This window comes from Microlunatus sp. YIM B11417 (assembly GCF_059617205.1).
Window position 1 is genome coordinate 993564 of the sequence record NZ_JCAMPJ010000001.1, and the last position, 19032, is coordinate 1012595.

Sequence of the window (19032 nt, forward strand, 5' to 3'; positions counted from 1 at the left end):
CGCATGCTGTTTGGGTTGACCGTCCTCGAGACCGAGGTGCACACCGAGTTGCCGATCCCGGCCTGGGGTTTCGGCGTGCTCGCCTTCGCCATCCTCATCGCTCTGCTGCTGATCACGCTGGCCATCGGCAAGGGCCGGAAGCACAGCTGAATCTGTCGTGTCGGAGAACCATCGGTCGGCCACCGGACTGGCTCGCGATCCTGGCGAGCCGAACGGTCGGCACTACCGGCTCGGGGTGATGGGCGGCACGTTCGATCCGATCCACCACGGCCACCTGGTCGCGGCCAGCGAGGTCGCCAGCCGGTTCGGCCTGGACGAGGTCGTGTTCGTCCCTACCGGCCAGCCGTGGCAGAAGGCCGACCGGGACGTGTCCGGCGCCGAGGACCGCTACTTGATGACGGTGATCGCGACCGCGTCCAATCCGCGGTTCACGGTCAGCCGGGTCGACGTGGAGCGGCCGGGGATGACGTACACGGTGGACACGTTGAAGGACCTGCGCTCCGAGCGCGGCGACGACGTCGACCTGTTCTTCATCACCGGTGCCGACGCGATGGCCCAGATCCTCACCTGGCGGGGCGTGGACGAGCTGTTCGAGCTGGCCCACTTCGTGGCCTGTAACCGGCCCGGCGTGGAGCTCGACCCGGCGATCACCGGCGGCCTGCCGAAGGACCGGGTCAGCATGGTGTCGATCCCGGCGCTGGCGATCTCGTCCACCGACTGCCGGGCGCGGGTGGCCGACGGTGAGCCGATCTGGTACCTGGTGCCGGACGGCATCGTGCAATACATCCAGAAACGCGGGCTCTATCGAGAGCCCGCGCAGGAAAGGCGATCGTGACTTCACCCCACGAAGTTCTTCTCCTCCGCTGCGCTCCCCCGAACAACTTCGCGAGGACCCCGAAATGACTGCAACCGACCGAGCGATCGAGCTGACCCGCGCCGCGGCGCAGGCGGCCGTCGACAAGCTCGGCACCGACCTGATCGCGTACGACGTGTCGGACCAGCTGGCGATCACGGATGTGTTCCTCGTCGTCACGGCCACCAACGAGCGGCAGGTAGGCTCGGTCGTCGACGGCGTCGAGGAGGCCCTGCGCGAGCTGGATGCCAAGCCGGTCCGCCGGGAAGGCGATCGGCAGCAGCGCTGGGTGCTGCTCGACTACCTCGATCTCGTGGTGCACGTTCAGCACACCGAGGAGCGCCAGTTCTACGCGCTGGAACGGCTCTGGCGGGACTGCCCGGAGATCGACCTGGACATCGACGAGCGGCGCTGAGCGTACGCGACACTGAGGGGGAAGCTTCATGACCGCGAGCCGGATGATCATCTGGCGACACGGCCGGACCGAGTGGAACGCCACCGGGTTGATGCAGGGTCAGGAGGACATCCCGCTCGACGAGCTGGGGCAGCTGCAGGCCAAGACCGCGGCCCGCCTGATCGCGACCTACAGCCCGACCTCGCTGTACGCCAGCGATCTCTCCCGGACCCGGCAGACCGCCGAGGCCCTGGTCGAGGTCTCCGGCCTGGAGATCAACTTCGAGCCGCGGCTGCGCGAGATCCACGTCGGCAGCTGGGCCGGTCTCAGCCATGATCAGCTGGCCGAGATCGACGCCGAGGCCGTGATCAAGATCAAGTCCGGCGAGGACGTACGGCGCTCGGCCACGGGCGAGGACCACCGCGAGGTCGCGACCAGGGTGGTGGAGGCGTTCACCGCGATCAGCGAGGCCGAACCGGACGGCGCCGTCGTTGTCTGCGCCATGCACGGCCTCTCCGGCCGCCTCGGCATCGCCGCCTTCCTGGGCCTCCCCGAGGACCACTGGAACCTGCTCCGCGGCATGGACAACTGCGCCTGGGCGATCCTCGACCGGAGCCGTCTCGGCTGGCGCCTGACGGGCTACAACCTGACCGGCCTGACCGACGTCCCGGACCCGGTCGCCCCGCTGGATCCCAAGTCGTGACCTGATTTCGCCTCAGCGGGGTCGGCACGCTAGTATTTCCGAGTTCTCACGGGCCGGCGGGTCGGGCCGAGGGGACAAACCCACTAGGGGCTATGGCGCAGTTGGTAGCGCGTCTCCATGGCATGGAGAAGGTCAGGGGTTCGAATCCCCTTAGCTCCACCGGACTCCGGATGATCCTGCTCAGGTGCCTTTGGCACCTTTCGCGGGGTCGTCCGGTTTGTTTTTTGGGGGTGCAACCCCCAAGCCCCGCCCGGATGGGCTTCGCCCCCGGACCCCCATGCGGTGGTTGGGTTGGTGGGGTCGTGGGAGTTGGGCTTCGCCTCCGGACCCGATGCGGTGGTTGGGTTGGGTCGTGGGAGTTGGGCTTCGCCTCCGGACCCGATGCGGTGGTTGGGTCGGGTCGTGGGAGTTTGGTTTCGGCTCCGGACATCACCTCGGTGGGCTCAGGCTCTCGCCGAAGATCGGCCGGGCTGGGGTAACGTCCCTGTCGTCGAGGACACCGGTGTTCTGGCACGCCGCGAGGAGCCAGGCACCGCCCTCCTTGGTCATCACCCACAGGGGTGAACCGACATCGGATCCCTGTTCGGTGCTGTAGACCTGCCCACTTTGACCGCGACAGCCCGAACCGTTCCTCGCCCTGTTCCGACCCGATGCGATCTGAACCACCGGCGGGTGTTCATGATCATCGTCCTGGTGCTTCAAGGGCTGTTGAGGTCAAGCGCTCGGCGTACCGGTTGGTTCGGTTGTCCGGTCGATGGCCGTGAGCCGGCGGCCTTGATCTCCACGGGGTGGGTTCAGACGTTGATCAGGGACACCGGGATGCCCCGCCAGGTCCAGCCGGAGGTCGGGTCCCAGGTGCCGGCTCGGGCCAGGTAGGCCTCCAGCTCCCGCCGGGCAGCTGTGCCGGCGAAGTCCACGCGGATGTGCCCGCGGTCGGGGCAGGCGTCGCGCGCCCAGGCTCCGGCGTCGTAGATGTCGTCGCGGATCAGGAACGGGTTCTCTTTGGCCAGTTCGGCCTCGACTGCCGATGTCAGCGGCAGGTCGTCGCATCCGCGCAACGTGGGCACGTTGCCGTAGAGCTCCGACTGAATCGCGAGCAGGAGCCGTTGCGGTACATCGGCCAGAAGGAGCACAGTCGTGGCGATCGCGATCGTCAGGCTGACCAGCAGGACCAGCCGTAGCCCGTACCGGCCGCCGGTGGGGGTCAGAACGAGATCCCCACGAAGTACTTGAACTGCCAGGCCAGGGGAAGGACCAGCAGGCTGCCGATCAGGCCGAAGGCTCCCCACAACCGGCCCCGTCGGGTGACAACGGCAACGATGGACAGTCCGAAGCCGACGCAGCCGGTGGCGATTCCCGCGATCGCCAGGCCGGAGGCGTTCGCCAGGAACGCTTCCGGGGACAAGGTCGTGAGCAGCTGGATCGTGACCGATGTGAACAGGGCCAGGGACGTGAGGACGAGGACGAAGGCGATCGCGCCGAGGGCCCGGGAGCGGCGAGGCACGGTCACGGGATCCGGTGGGCGCTGTTGACCGGCGATGGAACGCGGATACGGATCGCTGCGTGGAGATGGTTCGTCCTGCGGCGACATCTGCTGGGTGTCATTCACTGGTCCTCCTGGTCGTGATCATGGGCAGGAGTCGGCCGGCGTGATCTTCACCGGCGGGCGAAGATGTCGTCGATGGCCTTGCCGAGGAGCCCGTACTTCTCGGTGTACTGAACCGGGTAGCTGCCCGGCGGGTCGGCCGGCCGGTCGACGTCGATGTAGCGGTTGCCGAGGTTGGAGTGAATGGCCACGATGTAGTGGCGTTCCTCGGCGCCGGGCAGGTTGCGGACGATGCCGGCGTCCTGGCCGGACGTGTCGATGTAACCGGTCTTGTGCTGGAAGGTCACCTCGGCGGTCTCCTGGCAGGGCCGTACGTCCTGGCCGTACTCGCGGCCGGGGACGGTGACGTTGCCGGTGGCCGGGTCGATCCAGCGGTCGGAGATCAACTGGGGCAGGCCGGCCGCCGGATAGTCGCGGCCGCACCAGTTGGTGGTGGAGAGCACCTGGTTGAGCGCCTGTTGGCCGAGCACCTCGAGGTAGTGGTCGCGTGCGGCGGGGGACAGCAGGTTCGGCCGGACCGGCGTGCCGTCGGGTGCGGTCCACAGGCGCCCGCCGCCGTTGATGATCATGAGCAGCTTGGCCGTGTCCAGGGCGTTCATCCGCACGCCGCCCCAGCCGCCTCCGTCGACGGTACGGGTGCCGTTGAGCTGCAACATCGGCAGGCCGAGGTCGGCGAAGTGCTGGTTCAGCGGTGCCACGGCGTCGTGCTCGTGCAGCAGCTTGATCATCGCGCAGGTCGACTCGTTGCTGGAGACCGTCAGCATCTCATCGAAGAAGGTTGCGATCTTCTTGGTGACGTTGGGGCCGCAGGCGTTGTTCGGGGCGCCGGTGCGGTCGTAGGCGTAGTCGTCGTCGAGGCGGACGGCGCCGGTGTCGACCAGCCTGAGCACTCCGTAGCCGACCATCAGTTTCAGCACCGACGCCGGGTACGGCGACATGAAGTCGAGCGGTGCGTCCTCCCGGCCCGGCACCGCGTCCACGGTCCCCTGCCCGCCGTTGTGGTCCCAGGTGCTGTCGGACCAGGCGCGCCACCGGACCTGATCGGTGGACAGGTCGGCATCCAGCGGCACGATCACGCCGGTGGGGTGTTGTGGGCTGAGGAGCACGTTCGCGGCGGCGACCGGCGTGCCGACCCGGCTCAGTTCGATCACCGTCACGTCCACGTTCGGCGTCTGGTGGATCGGCACCGCCACGTCGGCGCGGTGCCGTGGCGCGGCCGACCCGTCGTACTTCTCGGTGCCGGCGGCGTAGAGCTTCCGTGCGGCGGGCGAGTCGGGCGGCGCGGTGTCCAGCACGTCCTTGAAGTCCTGCTGGCGTACGGCGTCGAGCAGTGCTGTGGCCAACCGCTGGTTGTTCTGCGCGGTCACCCCGGTGGCCGCAGTCGCGGTGCCGGTCAGGCCGGCCATGATCATCCCGACGATCACACCGACGGCCACCGCGCTCCGCCGGCGACGCTTCGCGCCGTGCGACCTTGTGGTCCCGTGCCGACCCATCAACGTCAACCCCTCCGTCATCTCGGCTTCCTGTGGCCTGCGTGGACAACCCTCGGCCGTCCTTTCCGGGCAACCTTAGCGGAGTTGATAACAGCGTTATGGAAGGTACGGCAGGGTGTCCGAGAGCGGTCCAAGGACTCTGTTCTGCGGCCCGGTTCTGCGGTCAGATTCAGGTGATCCTTGAGCAGCGAGCATGAGGAAAGCCATGGACAGCATCAGTTCCGACAGGTCAGAGGCTCCGCTGATGACCGCCTTCCGCACCGATCACCGGCCCGTCGACCCGGTCGGCGAGCTGGCGCAGCTGGTCCGGATCCTTGAGCTTCAGGAGCGACAGCCGGGTGTCCGGCGGCTGCGGGACTGGGCCCTGGAGGCGGTGGCGCCGGAGCCCGGCGAGATCGTGGTCGACCTCGGCTGCGGGACCGGGTCGGAGGTCGCGCGGCTGGCCGAGCTGGTCGGGGAGTCCGGTACGGCGATCGGGGTCGAACCGCATCCGGGGCTTCGGGCCACGGCGGCCGGCCGGCTGGCCGGCATCGCTCAGGCCCGGCTGGTGGACGGCGACGCCGAGGCGCTGCCCTTCCCGGACGGCTCGGTCGACGTGCTGCGGTGCGAACGGGTGTTCCAGCATCTGGCCGATCCGGCGGCCGCGGCCGAGCAGATCGCCCGCGTGCTGGCTCCGGGAGGACGCACGGTCGTGATCGATTCGGACTGGGAGACCTTCGTCCTCGCCCCTGGCGACCCGGAGATCGTGGCGCGGGTGATGGCCGCGGCCCGCGGCCGGATGCGGCACCCGACGATCGGCCGGCAGCTCCGCGCCCTCTTGATCGGAGCCGGTCTCTCGGTGGCCGACGATGTCGGTGCCTCCGCTGTCGTGTTCGGTTCCGACATGACCGGTGGCCTCGAATTCCTCGATTTGCAGATCGCCGCGGCACGCCAGGAGGACGTGATCGACGAGGCCGAAGCGGACCAGCTCCGTTCCGAGATCATGACGGCCGTCGCCGCCGGCACCGCGTTCAGTGCGGTCACGCTGTTCGCCGTCGTGGCCCGACGGTAGGAGGGTCCGTCCGGATCTCGTTCGCGTACGCCCGCAGGGTCGCCGCGTACTGAGGCAGCACGGTCTCGGGGTCCTCGATCTCGGGGTGCCACAGCTTCTCCCAGTCGACCGAGACCCAGCCGTCGTAGCCGCGGGCGGCCAGGGCGGCAAGCTGCTCCCGGACCGGTAGTTCGCCCTCGCCGAGCCGGACGTAGTCCCAGCCGCCGCTCGTGCGGACCGCGTCCTTGACGTGCACGTGACGGACCCGGGCGCCGATCAGCGAGTCGGTGAGGGAGACCGGCTCGCCCACCCGGTACGGGTGGTGCACGTCCCAGAGAGCGCCGACCCAGTCGTCGTCGACATGATCAAGGACGGCGGCGAGGGTCTCGCCCCGGCAGAAGCCGTCGTGGGTCTCGATCACCAGCCGGACGCCGGTCCGGCGCGCGTGATCGGCCAGCCGGTTGGCCGAACCAGCGACGTGATCGATCACCGACTGCGTACTGCGCCCGTCCGGGAACGCGCCGCCGAACGCCTTGACCAGCGGGCAGCCGAGCTCGGCGGCGAGCTCCATCGTGGTGATCACCTGGGCCTCCGGGTCGGGCCCGTCCTCGGTCATCGACGAGGTCAGCGATGCCCAACTGTTGATCGAGACGATCATGGTGCCGGCCAGGGCGCTGCGCAGCTCGGTCAGCCTGTCCCGCAGCAGGTCCGGGGTCAGCCGCACGCCTTCCAGCGCATACAGTTCGACGCCGTCGTAGCCGTACTCGCCGACGGCTCGGGCGATCCGGGCGGCGTTGTCGTCGGGGCAGCTGATCGTGGAGAAGGCGATCTTCATGCCGATTCCTCGAGTGTGATCATCGAGCGGGTGGCTGCCGACTCCTCGATCGCCTGGTAGAGCCGCATGGTGCGACTGGAGCCGGCGATGCTCGACTCGGGCTGCCGCCGCTCCCGGACCGCGGCCACGAACTCCGCCAGCTCGCCGGCGAAGCCGGTCTCGATCATGGAATCGCCGCCGGCGGTGGAGAAGCTCGGGTCGTGCCAGTCGACGATGTCCCGGCCGGCGTGGCGGACCATCGTGATCGAATTCCGTACCGAAGCGAACTGCCCCGGACCGCCGGTGACCTCGACCTGCTCGGTCGAGACACCCCAGTCCCGGAGGGCCGACAGGGCCAGCGTGCCGACTGCGCCGTTGGCGAAGTTCAGGGTGACCGCGTAGGTCGACGGCTCCGGGCTGCTCGCGTACACGGTGGACACCTCGCCGAACAGGAATCTGGACAGGTCGATGATGTGGATCGCGAAGTCGAGCAGGAAGCGGCTTCGCGGTCGCTGATGATCATTCTCGTACGCGCCGCTGGCGTAGTCGATGCTGAGCAGGCTCGGCGTCCCCATTGCCCCGGTCGCCAGTGCGTCACGCAGTTTCCGGTACGCCGGAGCGAACCGCTTCTTGAAGCCGGTCATACAGATCAGCCCGGTCTCCCGGCTGACCTCAGCCACCTCGGCCGCCGCCGCGGCCGTCACGGCCGGCGGCTTCTCGGTGTAGACCGGCAGCCCGGCCCGCATCGCCTCGATCGCCAGCCGGGCATGGGCCTCCGGGTCGACGCAGATGATCACCGCGTCCAGGCCGGCCTCGGTGAACATGGCGCGGTGATCGGTGTAGACCGCCGCGGCGCCGAACCGGCGGGCCGCGGCCCGGCCGCGATCCTGGTCCAGCTCACAGACCGCGGCCAGCTGGACCGGGAGCATCGGCAGCCAGGGATAGATCCGTTTCGAAGCCAGGGCGCCCGCCCGATGATGCCGACGCGAAGATCGGGATTCATGCGTTCTTCTCCTCTGGTTGGCGTGGCCGATGATCAATTCTGCGCCGGAGTCGAGATGATCATGAAGACCAGGATCAGGTGTGGTGGTTCGGCTCGGCGAAGTACAGCTGTGCGACGTCGGTCGCCCCTTCGTAGTGCTGCCGGAAGCTCGCCACCGCCTCGGGGCGCACGTTCCTCAGGTCGTCGGCGACCACCATCGGCTGGTACGGCATCGGCATCGTGCCGATGATCCAGACGTTCTCGTCGTGGGCCTTGAGGATCTCCCGACCGAGCCGGAGCCGTTCCTGGTCGGTCGGCGCGACCTTGAGCTGCTCGTAGAGCGCCAACAGGTTCTTGAACACCTCGGGTGGTTCGGCGGAGTCCTTGTGCTCGGGGTCGTAGCTCCAGCGGCCGAACCGGGGTGCCCAGTAGCAGTACTCGGTGTTCGGTACGTACCAGAGCGGGTCGATGTCCCACTGATAGCCGGCGAAGGAGTAGCAGATGATGTCGAAGTTGCCTCGCGGTACGTCGACGTACCAGAGATCCTGGCTGACCGTCCTGATCACGGTGTCGAGGCCGACCTCGGCCAGGTCGCGCTTGGCGTACTCGACGACGGTCAGTTGATCAAGGCCGATGCCGACGGCGAAGGTCAGCAGGGTCAGGCGCAGCGGCTTGCCGTCCGGGCGCAGCCGCATGCCCTGGTCGTCGCGCTCGGTCAGCCCGGCCGCGTCGAGGCGCCGGTTGGCCTCCTCCGGGTCGTACTCGATGAAGCGCTGCCCGAAGCTCTCGTCGAAGTAGGGGTCGCCGACCTGTCCGCAGGGATGGACCGGTCGGGCCTGGCCGGCGAGCAACGCGTCGTTGAGCTCGGTGCGGTTGATCGCGTGGCTGACACCGGCGCGGAAGTCGAGCTTCCGGAACAGCTCGGCGAGCACCGGATCCCGGTGACTCTGATTCGGTGCCAGCGCGGTGTGGGCATCGGGCTGCCAGCGCAGCACCCGGAAGGGCTTGGTGTCCTGGTTCTTGATCAACACGGGCAGCGCGGTCGGGGGCAGGTCCCACAGGGCGAGGTCGAGTTCGCCGTTGGCGGCGCGGAGCCCGATCGCTTCCAGGGACAACACCTGGAAGGACGCGGAATCGATGTAGGGCAGTTGCCGTCCTGCCTCGTCGATCTTCCAGTAGTACGGATTGCGTTCGATCCGGCCGGTGGTGTTCGTCGCGTTGACCGTCTTGACCAGCCGCCAGGGGCCGAGCACCGGCCGGTCGGGATTGAGGTGGCGATTGGCCCTGGACCAGTAGAGATCCATCCAGGTCGCGGCCGACGCCTTCTTCAACTCGGCTTCGAGTTCGCTCTTCTCGGCCAGCTCCTGGTGGAACCGGGACAGGTAGTGCTTCGGCTGCAGCACGGAGCCGCCGAACGGTGCGAAGCAGAGGTACTTGAGGAACAGTGAATGCGGCGCGGCAAAGGTCACGGTCAGCGTGATGTCGTCGGGAGCGGCGAAGATCGCCTCCCGGTCGGCGACGGTGAGCCAGGCCGGGAAGACCGGATTGAGTTCCTTGTTCTTCAGGACGTTCTCGTAGACGTACATGAGGTCGTCGGTGGTGAACGGCCGGCCGTCGGACCACTTCAGTCCTCGCCGGAGCGTAAACGTATACATTCTGCCGTCCGGGCTGATCTCCCACTGCGCGGCCAGGCCGGGCTGGGGTTGGCTCGGCGTGGTCGGGCTCCATTCAGTCAGACCGCCGAAGGTCATGTAGTTGCTGCCGGTCTCTCCCGTGTTCGCCTGGGCGCGGCGCATCGAGCCGCCGTAGATCCCGGGAGATTCCTGCATCGGGACCACGAGCGGATCGGCCGGCAGGCGCTCGGCGAGATCGGGAAGTTTTCCTTCGTCGACAAGCTTCTGCAGCATGGGTGCCTGCTTCTGGCTCGTGTCGATCGGGGGACCGGTGTTGCCCTTGCCGGTGTCCGGGTTGATCTCGAGCGCCGAGCAGCTGGTCAGGGTCGCGGCCGCCGCGGCGGCGGAGCCCATCCTCAGGAAATCCCGGCGGTTCGGGGAGTGGTCGATCATGTCCACCTCACTCGGATGCGGGCCGACGATGACGTGAAATCGATTACAGAAGGCGCCAGATCTGAGGCATATCTTCTGAATATGGAAAGTAGCTTCGACAAATGAAGACTATGAGAAAATCTAGTTCGCGGGTCGAATAGCCGTCAAGAGCGCAATTCGATAACGTTGTGATGCCCGTCGCGGACGACGGCCCACGCTGGCTTTGCCCGCCCCTGACTGCGTTGGGACAGACCAGGGTTCCGATTCAGATCTTGGTCAGCCGGGGCTGGAGGCACGGACGACCAGGTTGGGTCGGGGACCGATCTCACGGCGGGGCTTGCCGTCGAGGGCGTCCATCAGGCAGCGGGCGACGCCGCGGCCCAGCTCCTCGATGTGGTGATCGAGAGCGGAGACCGGGGGATCGGCGCGCTGGCAGGCCAGCGAGTCGTCCCAGGACACCAGCGCGACGTCGGCCGGCACCGAGCTGCCGAGCCGGCGGAGCACCTCGATCGCCACCGTGGCCAGATGGCCGCCGTCGACCAGGACGGCGGTCGGCGGGTTCTCGCGCTTCATCGCCGCGGCGATCAGGTCCCGGCAGCGCTCCTCGTCGTACTCCGCCGGGCTGGCCTGCCCTTCGATCAGGCCGCCGGAGACGTACTCCTGGAAGACCTGCAGCCGGACGTGGGTCTGCCATTGCGCGGGCGGGCCGTTGAGCCAGTCGATCCGCCGGTGTCCGGTCGCCCGCAGGTGATCCAGCACCTCCCGCAGGGCGCCGGCGTTGTCCACGGTCACCGCGTTGACGGTGATCGTCTGGTTGGTGTCCCCGAGCACGGCGTACGGCAGCCTCAGCTCCCGCAGATGGTCCTCGAGGTCGTCGTCGACCGTGACGTCCTTGCACACCACGGCGTCGACCGAACCGTCTCCGGCCCAGCGCGCGAAGGTGGCGCGTTCCTCGTCCCGGTCGGCGACGATCTGGATGATCATGGTGTGGCCGTGCCGGAGCAGCTCCTCCTCCAGCCCGACCACCAGCCGGTTGTAGAAGTGCTCACTGCGCGGAGTCCAGCCGTTGCGCTGGACGGTCATCCCGAAAGTCGGCACAACCACAGTTGTATCCCGTGCACGCACCTGTGCAGTACTCAACCGCGGACATGGTTCGGCATCGGGACGCCGCGCCGCTTCGCCTCGTCGAGGAATCGGCGACTGGTCGTCGGTTCGGGTGAGGCGTTGCGCAGGGCGCGGGTGAAGTCGGCGCGCGGGTTCAAGATCACCTCGTCGGCCCCGCCCCGCTCGATCACCTCGCCGCGGTACATGACCAGGATCTCGTCGGAGAAGTGCCGGGCAGTGGCCAGATCGTGGGTGATGTAGAGCATCGCCAGGTTCTCCTCCCGCTGCAACCGGGCCAACAGGTTGAGCACACCGAGGCGGATGGAGACGTCGAGCATCGACACCGGCTCGTCCGCGATCAGCACCTTCGGTCTCGGCGCCAGGGCACGGGCGATCGCCACGCGCTGCCGCTGCCCGCCGCTCAGTTCGTGCGGGCGCCGGTCGAGGTACGGCTCGGCCGGGGTGAGATTGACCCGCTCCAGCAGTTCCACCGCCGCCGACCGGAGCTCGGACCGCCCGGTCGCCGCGCCGCTGATCCGCAACGGGCGCATCAGATGGTGGCCGATGCTGTGGAACGGATTCAGCGAGGCGAAGGGGTCCTGGAACACCATCTGCACCTCGGCCCGGTACTGCCGCAGCGCGGCCCCCGAGCGGCCGAGCGGCCGGTCACCGAGCAGGATCTCGCCCGAGGTCGGCCGCTCCAGCTGGGCGATCATCCGGGCCACGGTCGACTTGCCCGAACCGGACTGTCCGACCAGAGCGACGGTACGGCCGCCGGTCAGGTCGAACGACACGTCCCGCACGGCGGCCAGGGTGGTGATCTTGAGGCCGTTGCGCAGCCGGAAGTTCTTGCACAGTTCGCGTACGGTCAGCGTGCTCATCGACGCTCCTGATAGCCGGCGCGGACGAAGTCTCCGGTGTCGCCGGTCAGCGACGGGAACGAGGACAACAACGTCGCGGTGTAGTCATGGCGCGGTTCGAAGTAGAGGTCTTCGGCCGTCGCCAGTTCGACGATCTCACCCTGCCGCATCACGGCGATCCGGTCGGAGATCTCGAGCAGCAACGGAAGATCGTGGGTGATGAAGATCACCGCGAAGCCGAGGTCCTGACGTAGCCGCAGGATCTCCTGCAGGATCTCGCGCTGGACCACGACGTCGAGCGCCGTCGTCGGTTCGTCCATGATCATCAACTGCGGGTCCAGGGCGAGCGCCATCGCGATCATGACCCGCTGCCGCATCCCACCGGACAGTTCGTGCGGATAGGAGGAGATGCGGCGCCGTTCCACGCCGACCAGCTCGAGCAGGTCCTCGCTGCGGCGCAACCGGGCCTCCCGGCTCAACTGCGGAGCATGGGTGGCGAAGACATCGGCGAGTTGGGCGCGCACGCTGATCACCGGATTGAGCGAGTTCATCGCGCCCTGGAAGACCATCGACACCTTCGACCATCGGAACCTGCGCAGCTCCGCTCCGGCCAGGGCGAGTACGTCGATGTCCGTGCCGGTTTCGGCGTCGTGGAAGATCACCGTGCCGCCGACGATCGACGCCGGTGGCTTGTGCAGCTGGTTCAGACCGTACGCCAGCGTCGTCTTCCCGCAGCCGGACTCGCCGGCCAGGCCGAGGATCTCACCGCGGCGCAACTCGAAGGACGCCGACTTCACCGCGTGCACGGGTTCGGCCACCAGGTAGTCGATGGTCAGGTTTTCGACGGTGAGCACCGGCCCGCCGAGCTTCGGCGGGCCGAACTCGAGCCCGGGTTCGCTCGTGGTCATGCCGGGACCTCCTCCTCGATCCTCTTGTCGGCTCTGGTGAGCCGCTTCGCCCGGTGCAGGTGCTGGGTCCGCAGCCGGGGATTGATCACCTCGTCGATGGCGAAGTTGATCAAGGCCAGGCCCATGCCGAGCAGCGCGATCATCGCGCCGGGAGGGGCGAACCACCACCAGCCGCCCAGCGTCAGCGCCTGCCCGTTCTGGGCATAGGCGAGCATCGAGCCCCAGGTCTGGGTGCCGACCACCCCGAGGCCGATGAAGGCGAGTCCGGCCTCGCCGAGGATGGCCCAGATCATCGCGAAGACGAAGCTGGACGACATCACCGGCAGCAGGTTGGGCAGGATCTCCACGGCGATGATCCGGACCGGGTTCTCGCCGGCAACCCTTGCCGCGAGCACGTAGTCCCTGGTACGCAGCGACAGTGTCTGGGCCCGCAGCACCCGGGCGTTCGCGGCCCAGGAGGTGATCGCCAACACCACGGAGATCAACAGGATCCCCTTCTGCGGTACGTACGAGCCGATCACGATCATCAACGGCAGCCCGGGCAGGATCAGGATCACGTTGGTGAACAGCGAGAAGGCCTCGTCCAGCCAGCCGCCGGCGTACCCGCCGAGCACGCCGAACAGGAAGGCCAGGAACAGAGCCATCGCCCCGACCAGGACACCGATGATCAACGAGCCGCGGGTGGCGTACGCCAGCTGGGCGAACACGTCCTGTCCGGTCTGGGTGGTGCCGAGCAGGTGATCGGCACTCGGCGGAGCCATCCCGATGTTGTCGATGGCCAACGGGTCCTGGACGAAGAACGGCCCGACGATGCCGAACAGGAAGATCACCACGACGACGGCGAGGCCTGCGACGGACTTGCGGTTGAGGTAGCTCTTGAGCATGGTCCGTCTCCCTCAGTGTCCGGTCCGGGTTCGTGGATCGATGAATCCGTACAGCAGATCGACCAGCAGGTTGGCCCCCAGGACGGACAGCGTGATCACCAGAAACAGGCCCTGCATCAGCGCATAGTCGTTGTTCTGCACGGCCTGCAGCATGGTGAACCCGATCCCTGGATAGCTGAACACCGTCTCCACCACGATCGATCCGGACACGACGAACCCGAGCGAGATCGCGAACCCGCTCAGGCTGGGCAGTACCGCGTTCCGTGCCGCGTACGTGATCATGGTTCGCATCGGTGACAGGCCCTTGGCCTCGGCCGTCAGCACGTAGTCCTCGCTCAGCGTCGAGACCATCATGTTGCGCATGCCGAGCAGCCAGCCGCCGATCGAGGACAGCACGATGGTCAGCGCCGGCAGGATGCCGTAGTAGGTCGCGTTCGCGACGAACGGATAGTCGAATGCCGGACGGACCAGGTTGACGTCATAACCGCCACTGATCGGGAACCAGCCGAGGTTGACCGCGAAGATGTAGACGAACACCAGAGCCAGCCAGAAGTACGGGATCGACTGCAGCACCGTGGTGGACGGGATCAGGGCATCCAGCCAGGTGCCCCGCTTCCAGCCGGCGAACATGCCGATCCCGACGCCGAGCACGAAGGTGATCACCGTGGACAGGCCGACCAGCCACAAGGTCCAGGGCAGCGAGGACGCGATCACCGGAGCCACCTGCTCGGGGAAGAACGTCACGCTGACACCGAGATCGCCGCGCAGCAGTCCGGTCAGGTAGTCCAGGTACTGCTGCGGCAGCGACTGCTGGTTGTCGGCCCCCAACATCATCTCGATCGATCTGCGGGTCTCCGCGCTGACCGGCCCGCGGAGCGCCAGCTTGGCCAGCATGGCGTCCACGGGACTGCCCGGCAGCGCCCTCGGAATCAGGAAGTTCAACGTGACCGCTGCCCAGGCGGCCACCAGATAGAACCCCAGCTTTCTGATCACATACACGAGCGACCCTCGGGCTCAGCCGACCGGGACCAGATTCATCAGCACCTGGGCGTTGTCAGGCGCCGCCCACGCCGCCGGGAACGCGTACAGGTTGTCGGCGGTCGGGAAGCCGGTGACCTTGCTGGTGTTGAACTCGGTCAGGGTCGAGCCGATCAGCAGGGGAACGTAGGGCAGGTCGGCCGAGATGATCTTCTGGATCTCGAAGTACGCCTGCCGCTTCACCTCGACGTCGTTGGTGCCGGCCGCCTGCCGCAGCGCGGCGTCGACAGCCGGATCGGAGAACCGGGACGAGTTGCCGTACGGGTTGCCGTTCTCGCCGACCTTGACCGTGCTCTCGGTGCCGAAGAAGTTGTTGTAGAGGTAGTACGGGTCCGGAGCCGGGCCCTGGCCGAGCGAGTCGATCACCAGCTGGAACTTGCCGGTCGCCTTGGCACTGTTCCACTCGTTCACACTGACCTGTTGCGGAACGAGCTCGACCCCGATCGCGGCGAACTGCTGCTTCAGCGTGTCGATCGCGGTGATGAAGTCGGTCCAGCCGGACACCACCTTCACGGTCAGCTTCAGCGGTTTGCCGTCCTTGGCGTAGACGCCGTCCTGCAGCTGATAGCCGGCCTCCTCCAGGGTCGTCTTCGCGGCCGCGACGTCGGCGGTCCAGGGAGCGTCGGCGATGCTCGGATCGATGAAGGCGCGATCCCGGTCGGGCAGCGCGAAGGCCGGGGTGACCGGCTTGCCGAGCTTGTAGAAGGCGAGGTTGGACAGCTGCTCGCGATCCATCCCGAGATACATCGCCTTGCGTACCGCCGGATCGATCTGCGGCCCGGTGCAGCCCAGCTCGGGATTGGCACAGGTGAACAGCGCCGCCTGGGCCGTGCCGGTGTTGAGGTAGGTCAGCTCCGGCTTGTTCTTGATCAGTTGATCAAGGTTCGGGATCGCCGCGCTCTGGTAGTCGATCTCCCCGGCCAGGTATTTGTCGGTCGCAGCCTGATTGCCGGAGAGGGTGATCACGCGAACGCCGCCGATCGCCGGTTTGCCCTGCTGCCAGTACGTCGGGTTGGCCTTCAGCGCGTACGACTGCTGGGTGAAGCTGTCGAGCATGAACGCCCCGGTGCCGACCGGCTCCTCGTTCGGCTCGGTCACGGGATCGGAGATCTTGGACCAGATGTGCTCGGGCACGATGTAGGTCCGGCCGAGCACGTTCGCACCTTCGGCGAACGAGGGCTGGTCGAACTGCAACTCGATCTTGGTCTCGCTGAGCTCAGTCGCCTTCGGCGAATGCCCGGAGGTGTTCAGCTCCTTGGTCTGCTGGATCAGATTGAAGGTGAAGGCGACGTCCTTGGCGGTGAAGGGCCTGCCGTCGCTCCAGGTGACCTTCGGTTGGAGGTCGACCGTCAGCTTGGTTCCGTCCTCGTTCCAGGAGAAGCCGGTGCCGAGCACGGGCACCGGCTGCTGGTCGATCGGCTTGAGCTGGTTGAAGTAGAACAAAGGCTCATAGATCACGCCCTGGGTCAGGGTCATGACATTCGGCGAGAAGGGGTTGAAGTTCTCGGCGAACGGGCCGGCACCGCCGCCGACCGTGATCACCGGCTTGCTCGCGCCGGTACTGGACGGCCCGGAGGCGGCCGGCGGCTGCTCGAGGTTCGAACCGGCGTTGCAGCCGGCAACGATCAGCGAGGCCGAGGCAGCGAGCGCCACCAGGCCCTTGATCAGAAAGGAATTGCGTGACATCCGGTCTCCCCAGGTGCATCAATGAACCAGACGTGTCCGATCGGACACTTCATTAACCAAATGAATAAACTTAGGATAGTTTGCGGGCGACCACGATGGTTGTCAACGGATCCCGTACCGTCGTGACCCAGTTGATGCGATGGTCCGAGACCCCCGATCGAGTGAGGAGGCGCTCCGCATGAGTCGTGCTCGGCGCCCCCTGGACGGCGCCGTTCTGGACCTGACGAGGCAGCGCGGCGTCGTCACCCGGCTGGAGTTGGCCGAGGATCTGGGAGTCACTCCGGCGACGATCACGAACGTGGTGAAGCGCCTGCTCGCCGGCGAACTGCTGGTGGAGAAGGGCCATTCGGCCTCGACCGGCGGCAAGCGCCGGACCCTTCTGCAACTGAATCCGGCCTCCCGGTACGCGGTCGGACTGAGCTATGACCGGGTCCGGATGACCCTGGCCGTGACCGATTTCGCCGGGGCCCTGGTCGGCCAGGCGGTGACGCCGATGCCCGCCGACGGAGAGTTGGAGCAGGTGATCGACGACCGGCTCGCCCGGACCCTGCGCGCGGTCGGGATCGCGGCGGACTCGGTCGCGGGCGTGGGCATCGCGGATGCGCCCAGCGGTGCCATGCCCTGGCTGCCGCCCAACGGTGCCTCCTCGACCTCGATCAGTCAGACCGTGCAGCGGATCAGGGCCGCTGCCGGCCGGCCGGTGGTCGTCCGGGATGAGGCGACCTGTGCGGCCATGGGTGAACTGTGGACCGGGTCGATGGGTGAGGCGGCGCGGTTCGCGACCGTGTACCTGTCCGATCAGATCAGTGCCGGCCTGGTGCTGGGGGGCCGGGCGAACGATGCCGTACCGCGGGGCAGCCTCGGTCACATGTCGATCGACCGGGACGGTCCGCCCTGCCCCTGCGGTGCTCGCGGCTGTGTCGACGTGCTGGCCTCCCCGGCATCGGTGGTCGCACACGTGCTGACCAACGGCGCACATGCCGCACGGCTCGGGCTGGTCGGCGGGCCGGCCGAACTGGTCGCCGATTTCAACCGGATCGCCCGCGGAGCCGTGCAGGGCGATCGGACCTGCCTGGCGGCGATCACCGACGCGGCGACCGCGCTCGCGGTCGGCATCGCGAACCTGGTCACCGTGCTCGGCCTGGAGCGGATCTTCCTCTCCGGGCCGGGCTTCACCGAGGCCGGCGGGATCTACGAGCGGGTGATCACCGACTGGCTCCGGCAGGTGCACCGCCCGGGCACGCCTGCGGTCACGGTCACCCTGTCCGCTCTGGATCTGGAGGCAGCTGCGATCGGCGCGGCGGCGTTGGTGCTTCAGGCCAGCCTGGCCGACTGATCCGTACTTCGTTCATTTCGTGAAGTTAGTCCCGGTGCCTTTGTGCCCGCGGAGCGGCGATGTGCACGCGATCACCGCTCAGCGAGGTCACCGCGGCGCGGTGTCGCGGGATCGGCGAGGCTGGTTCACCCTCGCGGCGAAGGGCGAGGCCGAGCAGGGCCCAGAGCACGCCCCAGCAGGCGTTGGGGACCGGGTTGGGCTCCGGGCCGATCAGGGCGAACGGAAACATCAGGACGAACGGGTAGCTGCCGACGGCCAGCGGTGCCAGGCGCGGCCAGCCCCGCCCAGCATCGAGCCGGCCAGCGCGGACAGAGCGCCGCGTGCTGCCGGCGTGCCGTGTAACCGAGCCCCGGGCGGGTACTTCGGAGTGCTGCCGAGGGGAGGCCGGGACGTGGTTGATCAAGAGCAGGGGCGGTCCGTGCTGGTGACAGGCGCGTCCGGCGGGATCGGCCGGGCCGTCGTGGCGTCCTTGCTGGCCGAGGAGTTCAGGGTCTGGGCCGGTGTCCGGACCGAAGCTGCGGCCGTTGACCTGAGCCGCAGGTACGGGAGCCGCGTGAAGCCGGTGATCTTCGATCTGACCGAGGCCGACGCGGTCGCGGCCGCGGCGGAGAGCGTGATCGCGGACGGGCCGCTGTTCGGGTTGATCAACATCGCGGGTGCGGCGTTGCCCGGGCCGTTGGAGTACGTGCCGATCGCCCAGTTCCAGCGCCAGCTCGAGATCAACCTGACCGGCCAGCTCCGGGTGACCCAGGCGATGCTGCCCGCGTTGCGCGCCGGTGTGGCCGAGTGGGGTGCCGCGCGGATCGTCATGATGGGTTCGTTGGACGCGCGGATCGTCGGGCCGCTGTTCGGGCCGTACGCGGCGTCGAAGCATGCCCTGGTCGGGCTCAGCGACGCTCTGCGTGCAGAGCTCCATCCGGCCGGGATCACGGTGACCCTGATCGAACCGGGCGTGATCGCGACCCCGATCTGGGAACGCGGGACCGCGGTGCTCGGCCGGCTCCAGTCCGGCCTGCCGGACCGCGGCGGCCCGTACCGCTCGATCATGGACTTCGCCCGGCGCCACGTCTCCAGGCTCAGCGGGCACGGCTCGTCGCCCGACCGGGTGGCGCACGCCGTCCTGGATTCCCTGACCCGGCGCTCGGCGCCGCCGCGCCGAGTCGTCGGGATCGACGCCCGGATCGTGACCGGCCTGCTGGCGATCCTGCCGGCCCGGATCATCTACCGGCTGACCGCGTTGCCGCGCCTGGGGTCGGCCCGGGACCAGCCGGGTCGTCGACCCGGCCCTTGATCAGA

At 67.9% G+C, this 19032-nt stretch carries 20 protein-coding genes and 1 tRNA gene; 8 read left to right on the forward strand and 13 right to left on the reverse strand.

The genetic code is table 11. The features are described from left to right. Nucleotides 1-3 precede the first annotated feature (3 nt). From AC6CCG_RS05045 to AC6CCG_RS05065, 5 genes are all read left to right on the forward strand, one after another. A complete protein-coding gene (locus tag AC6CCG_RS05045; protein ID WP_496653375.1) occupies nucleotides 4-150 on the forward strand; it encodes a hypothetical protein in 147 nt (48 codons plus the stop codon). A 7-nt stretch (nucleotides 151-157) separates the two neighbouring features. Beyond that, nucleotides 158-835 (forward strand): nicotinate-nucleotide adenylyltransferase, encoded by a 678-nt coding sequence (nadD, locus tag AC6CCG_RS05050; protein ID WP_496653376.1) that lies wholly within the window; start codon nucleotides 158-160, stop codon nucleotides 833-835. 64 nt (nucleotides 836-899) lie between these two features. After that, nucleotides 900-1268, forward strand: coding sequence for a ribosome silencing factor (gene rsfS, locus AC6CCG_RS05055; RefSeq protein ID WP_496653377.1), 369 nt, complete (start codon nucleotides 900-902; stop codon nucleotides 1266-1268). A gap of 28 nt (nucleotides 1269-1296) precedes the next feature. Then, nucleotides 1297-1950: a histidine phosphatase family protein gene (locus AC6CCG_RS05060; RefSeq protein WP_496653378.1), complete on the forward strand. Its 654-nt coding sequence runs from the start codon at nucleotides 1297-1299 to the stop codon at nucleotides 1948-1950. A gap of 86 nt (nucleotides 1951-2036) precedes the next feature. Beyond that, a tRNA-Ala gene (locus AC6CCG_RS05065) sits at nucleotides 2037-2109 on the forward strand. A 635-nt stretch (nucleotides 2110-2744) separates the two neighbouring features. Here AC6CCG_RS05065 and AC6CCG_RS05070 read toward each other — a convergent pair. From AC6CCG_RS05070 to AC6CCG_RS05080, 3 genes are all read right to left on the reverse strand, one after another. Next, nucleotides 2745-3008, reverse strand: coding sequence for a hypothetical protein (locus AC6CCG_RS05070; protein WP_496653379.1), 264 nt, complete (start codon nucleotides 3006-3008; stop codon nucleotides 2745-2747). Nucleotides 3009-3154: 146 nt separating this feature from the next. Beyond that, a complete protein-coding gene (locus AC6CCG_RS05075; RefSeq protein ID WP_496653380.1) occupies nucleotides 3155-3559 on the reverse strand; it encodes a hypothetical protein in 405 nt (134 codons plus the stop codon). 47 nt (nucleotides 3560-3606) lie between these two features. After that, on the reverse strand, nucleotides 3607-5070 hold the full coding sequence (locus AC6CCG_RS05080) for a serine hydrolase (protein WP_496653381.1): 1464 nt from the start codon (nucleotides 5068-5070) through the stop codon (nucleotides 3607-3609). Nucleotides 5071-5293: 223 nt separating this feature from the next. On the opposite strand from AC6CCG_RS05080, the gene AC6CCG_RS05085 reads away from it, so the two are divergent. Further along, on the forward strand, nucleotides 5294-6100 hold the full coding sequence (locus AC6CCG_RS05085; RefSeq protein ID WP_496653382.1) for a methyltransferase domain-containing protein: 807 nt from the start codon (nucleotides 5294-5296) through the stop codon (nucleotides 6098-6100). Here the strand turns inward: AC6CCG_RS05085 and AC6CCG_RS05090 are convergent. The 9 genes from AC6CCG_RS05090 to AC6CCG_RS05130 all read right to left on the reverse strand — a co-directional run bounded on the left by AC6CCG_RS05090 (nucleotide 6069) and on the right by AC6CCG_RS05130 (nucleotide 16400). After that, entirely contained in the window at nucleotides 6069-6914 is an 846-nt protein-coding gene (locus AC6CCG_RS05090; protein WP_496653383.1) for a sugar phosphate isomerase/epimerase family protein, read from the reverse strand. The genes AC6CCG_RS05085 and AC6CCG_RS05090 overlap by 32 nt on opposite strands. Next, complete coding sequence (locus AC6CCG_RS05095; protein WP_496653384.1) at nucleotides 6911-7933, reverse strand: Gfo/Idh/MocA family protein; 1023 nt, start codon at nucleotides 7931-7933, stop codon at nucleotides 6911-6913. Before AC6CCG_RS05095 ends, AC6CCG_RS05090 begins: the two co-directional genes overlap by 4 nt. Before the next feature lie 37 nt (nucleotides 7934-7970). Continuing rightward, the gene (locus AC6CCG_RS05100; protein WP_496653385.1) at nucleotides 7971-9941 is read right to left on the reverse strand and encodes an ABC transporter substrate-binding protein; all 1971 of its coding nucleotides are present in this window, start codon (nucleotides 9939-9941) and stop codon (nucleotides 7971-7973) included. Nucleotides 9942-10196: 255 nt separating this feature from the next. Beyond that, a complete protein-coding gene (locus AC6CCG_RS05105; RefSeq protein WP_496653386.1) occupies nucleotides 10197-11003 on the reverse strand; it encodes a LacI family DNA-binding transcriptional regulator in 807 nt (268 codons plus the stop codon). A 53-nt stretch (nucleotides 11004-11056) separates the two neighbouring features. After that, nucleotides 11057-11905 carry an ABC transporter ATP-binding protein gene (locus AC6CCG_RS05110; protein WP_496653387.1) on the reverse strand — a complete coding sequence of 283 codons (849 nt, stop codon included), beginning with the start codon at nucleotides 11903-11905 and terminating at the stop codon, nucleotides 11057-11059. After that, on the reverse strand, nucleotides 11902-12792 hold the full coding sequence (locus AC6CCG_RS05115) for an ABC transporter ATP-binding protein (protein ID WP_496653388.1): 891 nt from the start codon (nucleotides 12790-12792) through the stop codon (nucleotides 11902-11904). The genes AC6CCG_RS05110 and AC6CCG_RS05115 overlap by 4 nt, the downstream gene beginning before the upstream one ends. Continuing rightward, complete coding sequence (locus AC6CCG_RS05120) at nucleotides 12789-13676, reverse strand: ABC transporter permease (RefSeq protein WP_496653389.1); 888 nt, start codon at nucleotides 13674-13676, stop codon at nucleotides 12789-12791. Before AC6CCG_RS05120 ends, AC6CCG_RS05115 begins: the two co-directional genes overlap by 4 nt. A 12-nt stretch (nucleotides 13677-13688) precedes the next feature. After that, nucleotides 13689-14669 carry an ABC transporter permease gene (locus AC6CCG_RS05125; RefSeq protein WP_496653390.1) on the reverse strand — a complete coding sequence of 327 codons (981 nt, stop codon included), beginning with the start codon at nucleotides 14667-14669 and terminating at the stop codon, nucleotides 13689-13691. A gap of 21 nt (nucleotides 14670-14690) precedes the next feature. After that, on the reverse strand, nucleotides 14691-16400 hold the full coding sequence (locus AC6CCG_RS05130; RefSeq protein ID WP_496653391.1) for an ABC transporter substrate-binding protein: 1710 nt from the start codon (nucleotides 16398-16400) through the stop codon (nucleotides 14691-14693). Between the two features lie 178 nt (nucleotides 16401-16578). Between AC6CCG_RS05130 and AC6CCG_RS05135 the strand changes: the two genes are divergently transcribed. Then, nucleotides 16579-17736, forward strand: coding sequence for an ROK family protein (locus AC6CCG_RS05135; RefSeq protein WP_496653392.1), 1158 nt, complete (start codon nucleotides 16579-16581; stop codon nucleotides 17734-17736). A 25-nt stretch (nucleotides 17737-17761) separates the two neighbouring features. Here AC6CCG_RS05135 and AC6CCG_RS05140 read toward each other — a convergent pair whose 3' ends face one another. Next, entirely contained in the window at nucleotides 17762-17965 is a 204-nt protein-coding gene (locus tag AC6CCG_RS05140) for a hypothetical protein (protein ID WP_496653393.1), read from the reverse strand. Nucleotides 17966-18127: 162 nt separating this feature from the next. Here AC6CCG_RS05140 and AC6CCG_RS05145 point away from each other — a divergent pair, with 162 nt between their 5' ends. Then, complete coding sequence (locus tag AC6CCG_RS05145; protein ID WP_496653394.1) at nucleotides 18128-19027, forward strand: SDR family NAD(P)-dependent oxidoreductase; 900 nt, start codon at nucleotides 18128-18130, stop codon at nucleotides 19025-19027. Nucleotides 19028-19032: the final 5 nt, after the last annotated feature.

What these genes read in the sequence shown, in the direction of transcription:
- AC6CCG_RS05090 (WP_496653383.1), bottom strand. Translation starts at nt 6,914, where the DNA reads ATGAAGATCGCCTTCTCCACGATCAGCTGCCCCGACGACAACGCCGCC.
- AC6CCG_RS05140 (WP_496653393.1), bottom strand. Translation starts at nt 17,965, where the DNA reads ATGTTTCCGTTCGCCCTGATCGGCCCGGAGCCCAACCCGGTCCCCAAC.
- AC6CCG_RS05100 (WP_496653385.1), bottom strand. Translation starts at nt 9,941, where the DNA reads ATGATCGACCACTCCCCGAACCGCCGGGATTTCCTGAGGATGGGCTCC.
- AC6CCG_RS05080 (WP_496653381.1), bottom strand. Translation starts at nt 5,070, where the DNA reads ATGACGGAGGGGTTGACGTTGATGGGTCGGCACGGGACCACAAGGTCG.
- AC6CCG_RS05110 (WP_496653387.1), bottom strand. Translation starts at nt 11,905, where the DNA reads ATGAGCACGCTGACCGTACGCGAACTGTGCAAGAACTTCCGGCTGCGC.
- AC6CCG_RS05045 (WP_496653375.1), top strand. Translation starts at nt 4, where the DNA reads ATGCTGTTTGGGTTGACCGTCCTCGAGACCGAGGTGCACACCGAGTTG.
- AC6CCG_RS05120 (WP_496653389.1), bottom strand. Translation starts at nt 13,676, where the DNA reads ATGCTCAAGAGCTACCTCAACCGCAAGTCCGTCGCAGGCCTCGCCGTC.
- AC6CCG_RS05115 (WP_496653388.1), bottom strand. Translation starts at nt 12,792, where the DNA reads ATGACCACGAGCGAACCCGGGCTCGAGTTCGGCCCGCCGAAGCTCGGC.
- AC6CCG_RS05135 (WP_496653392.1), top strand. Translation starts at nt 16,579, where the DNA reads ATGAGTCGTGCTCGGCGCCCCCTGGACGGCGCCGTTCTGGACCTGACG.
- AC6CCG_RS05105 (WP_496653386.1), bottom strand. Translation starts at nt 11,003, where the DNA reads ATGACCGTCCAGCGCAACGGCTGGACTCCGCGCAGTGAGCACTTCTAC.
- AC6CCG_RS05060 (WP_496653378.1), top strand. Translation starts at nt 1,297, where the DNA reads ATGACCGCGAGCCGGATGATCATCTGGCGACACGGCCGGACCGAGTGG.
- AC6CCG_RS05085 (WP_496653382.1), top strand. Translation starts at nt 5,294, where the DNA reads ATGACCGCCTTCCGCACCGATCACCGGCCCGTCGACCCGGTCGGCGAG.
- rsfS (WP_496653377.1), top strand. Translation starts at nt 900, where the DNA reads ATGACTGCAACCGACCGAGCGATCGAGCTGACCCGCGCCGCGGCGCAG.
- AC6CCG_RS05130 (WP_496653391.1), bottom strand. Translation starts at nt 16,400, where the DNA reads ATGTCACGCAATTCCTTTCTGATCAAGGGCCTGGTGGCGCTCGCTGCC.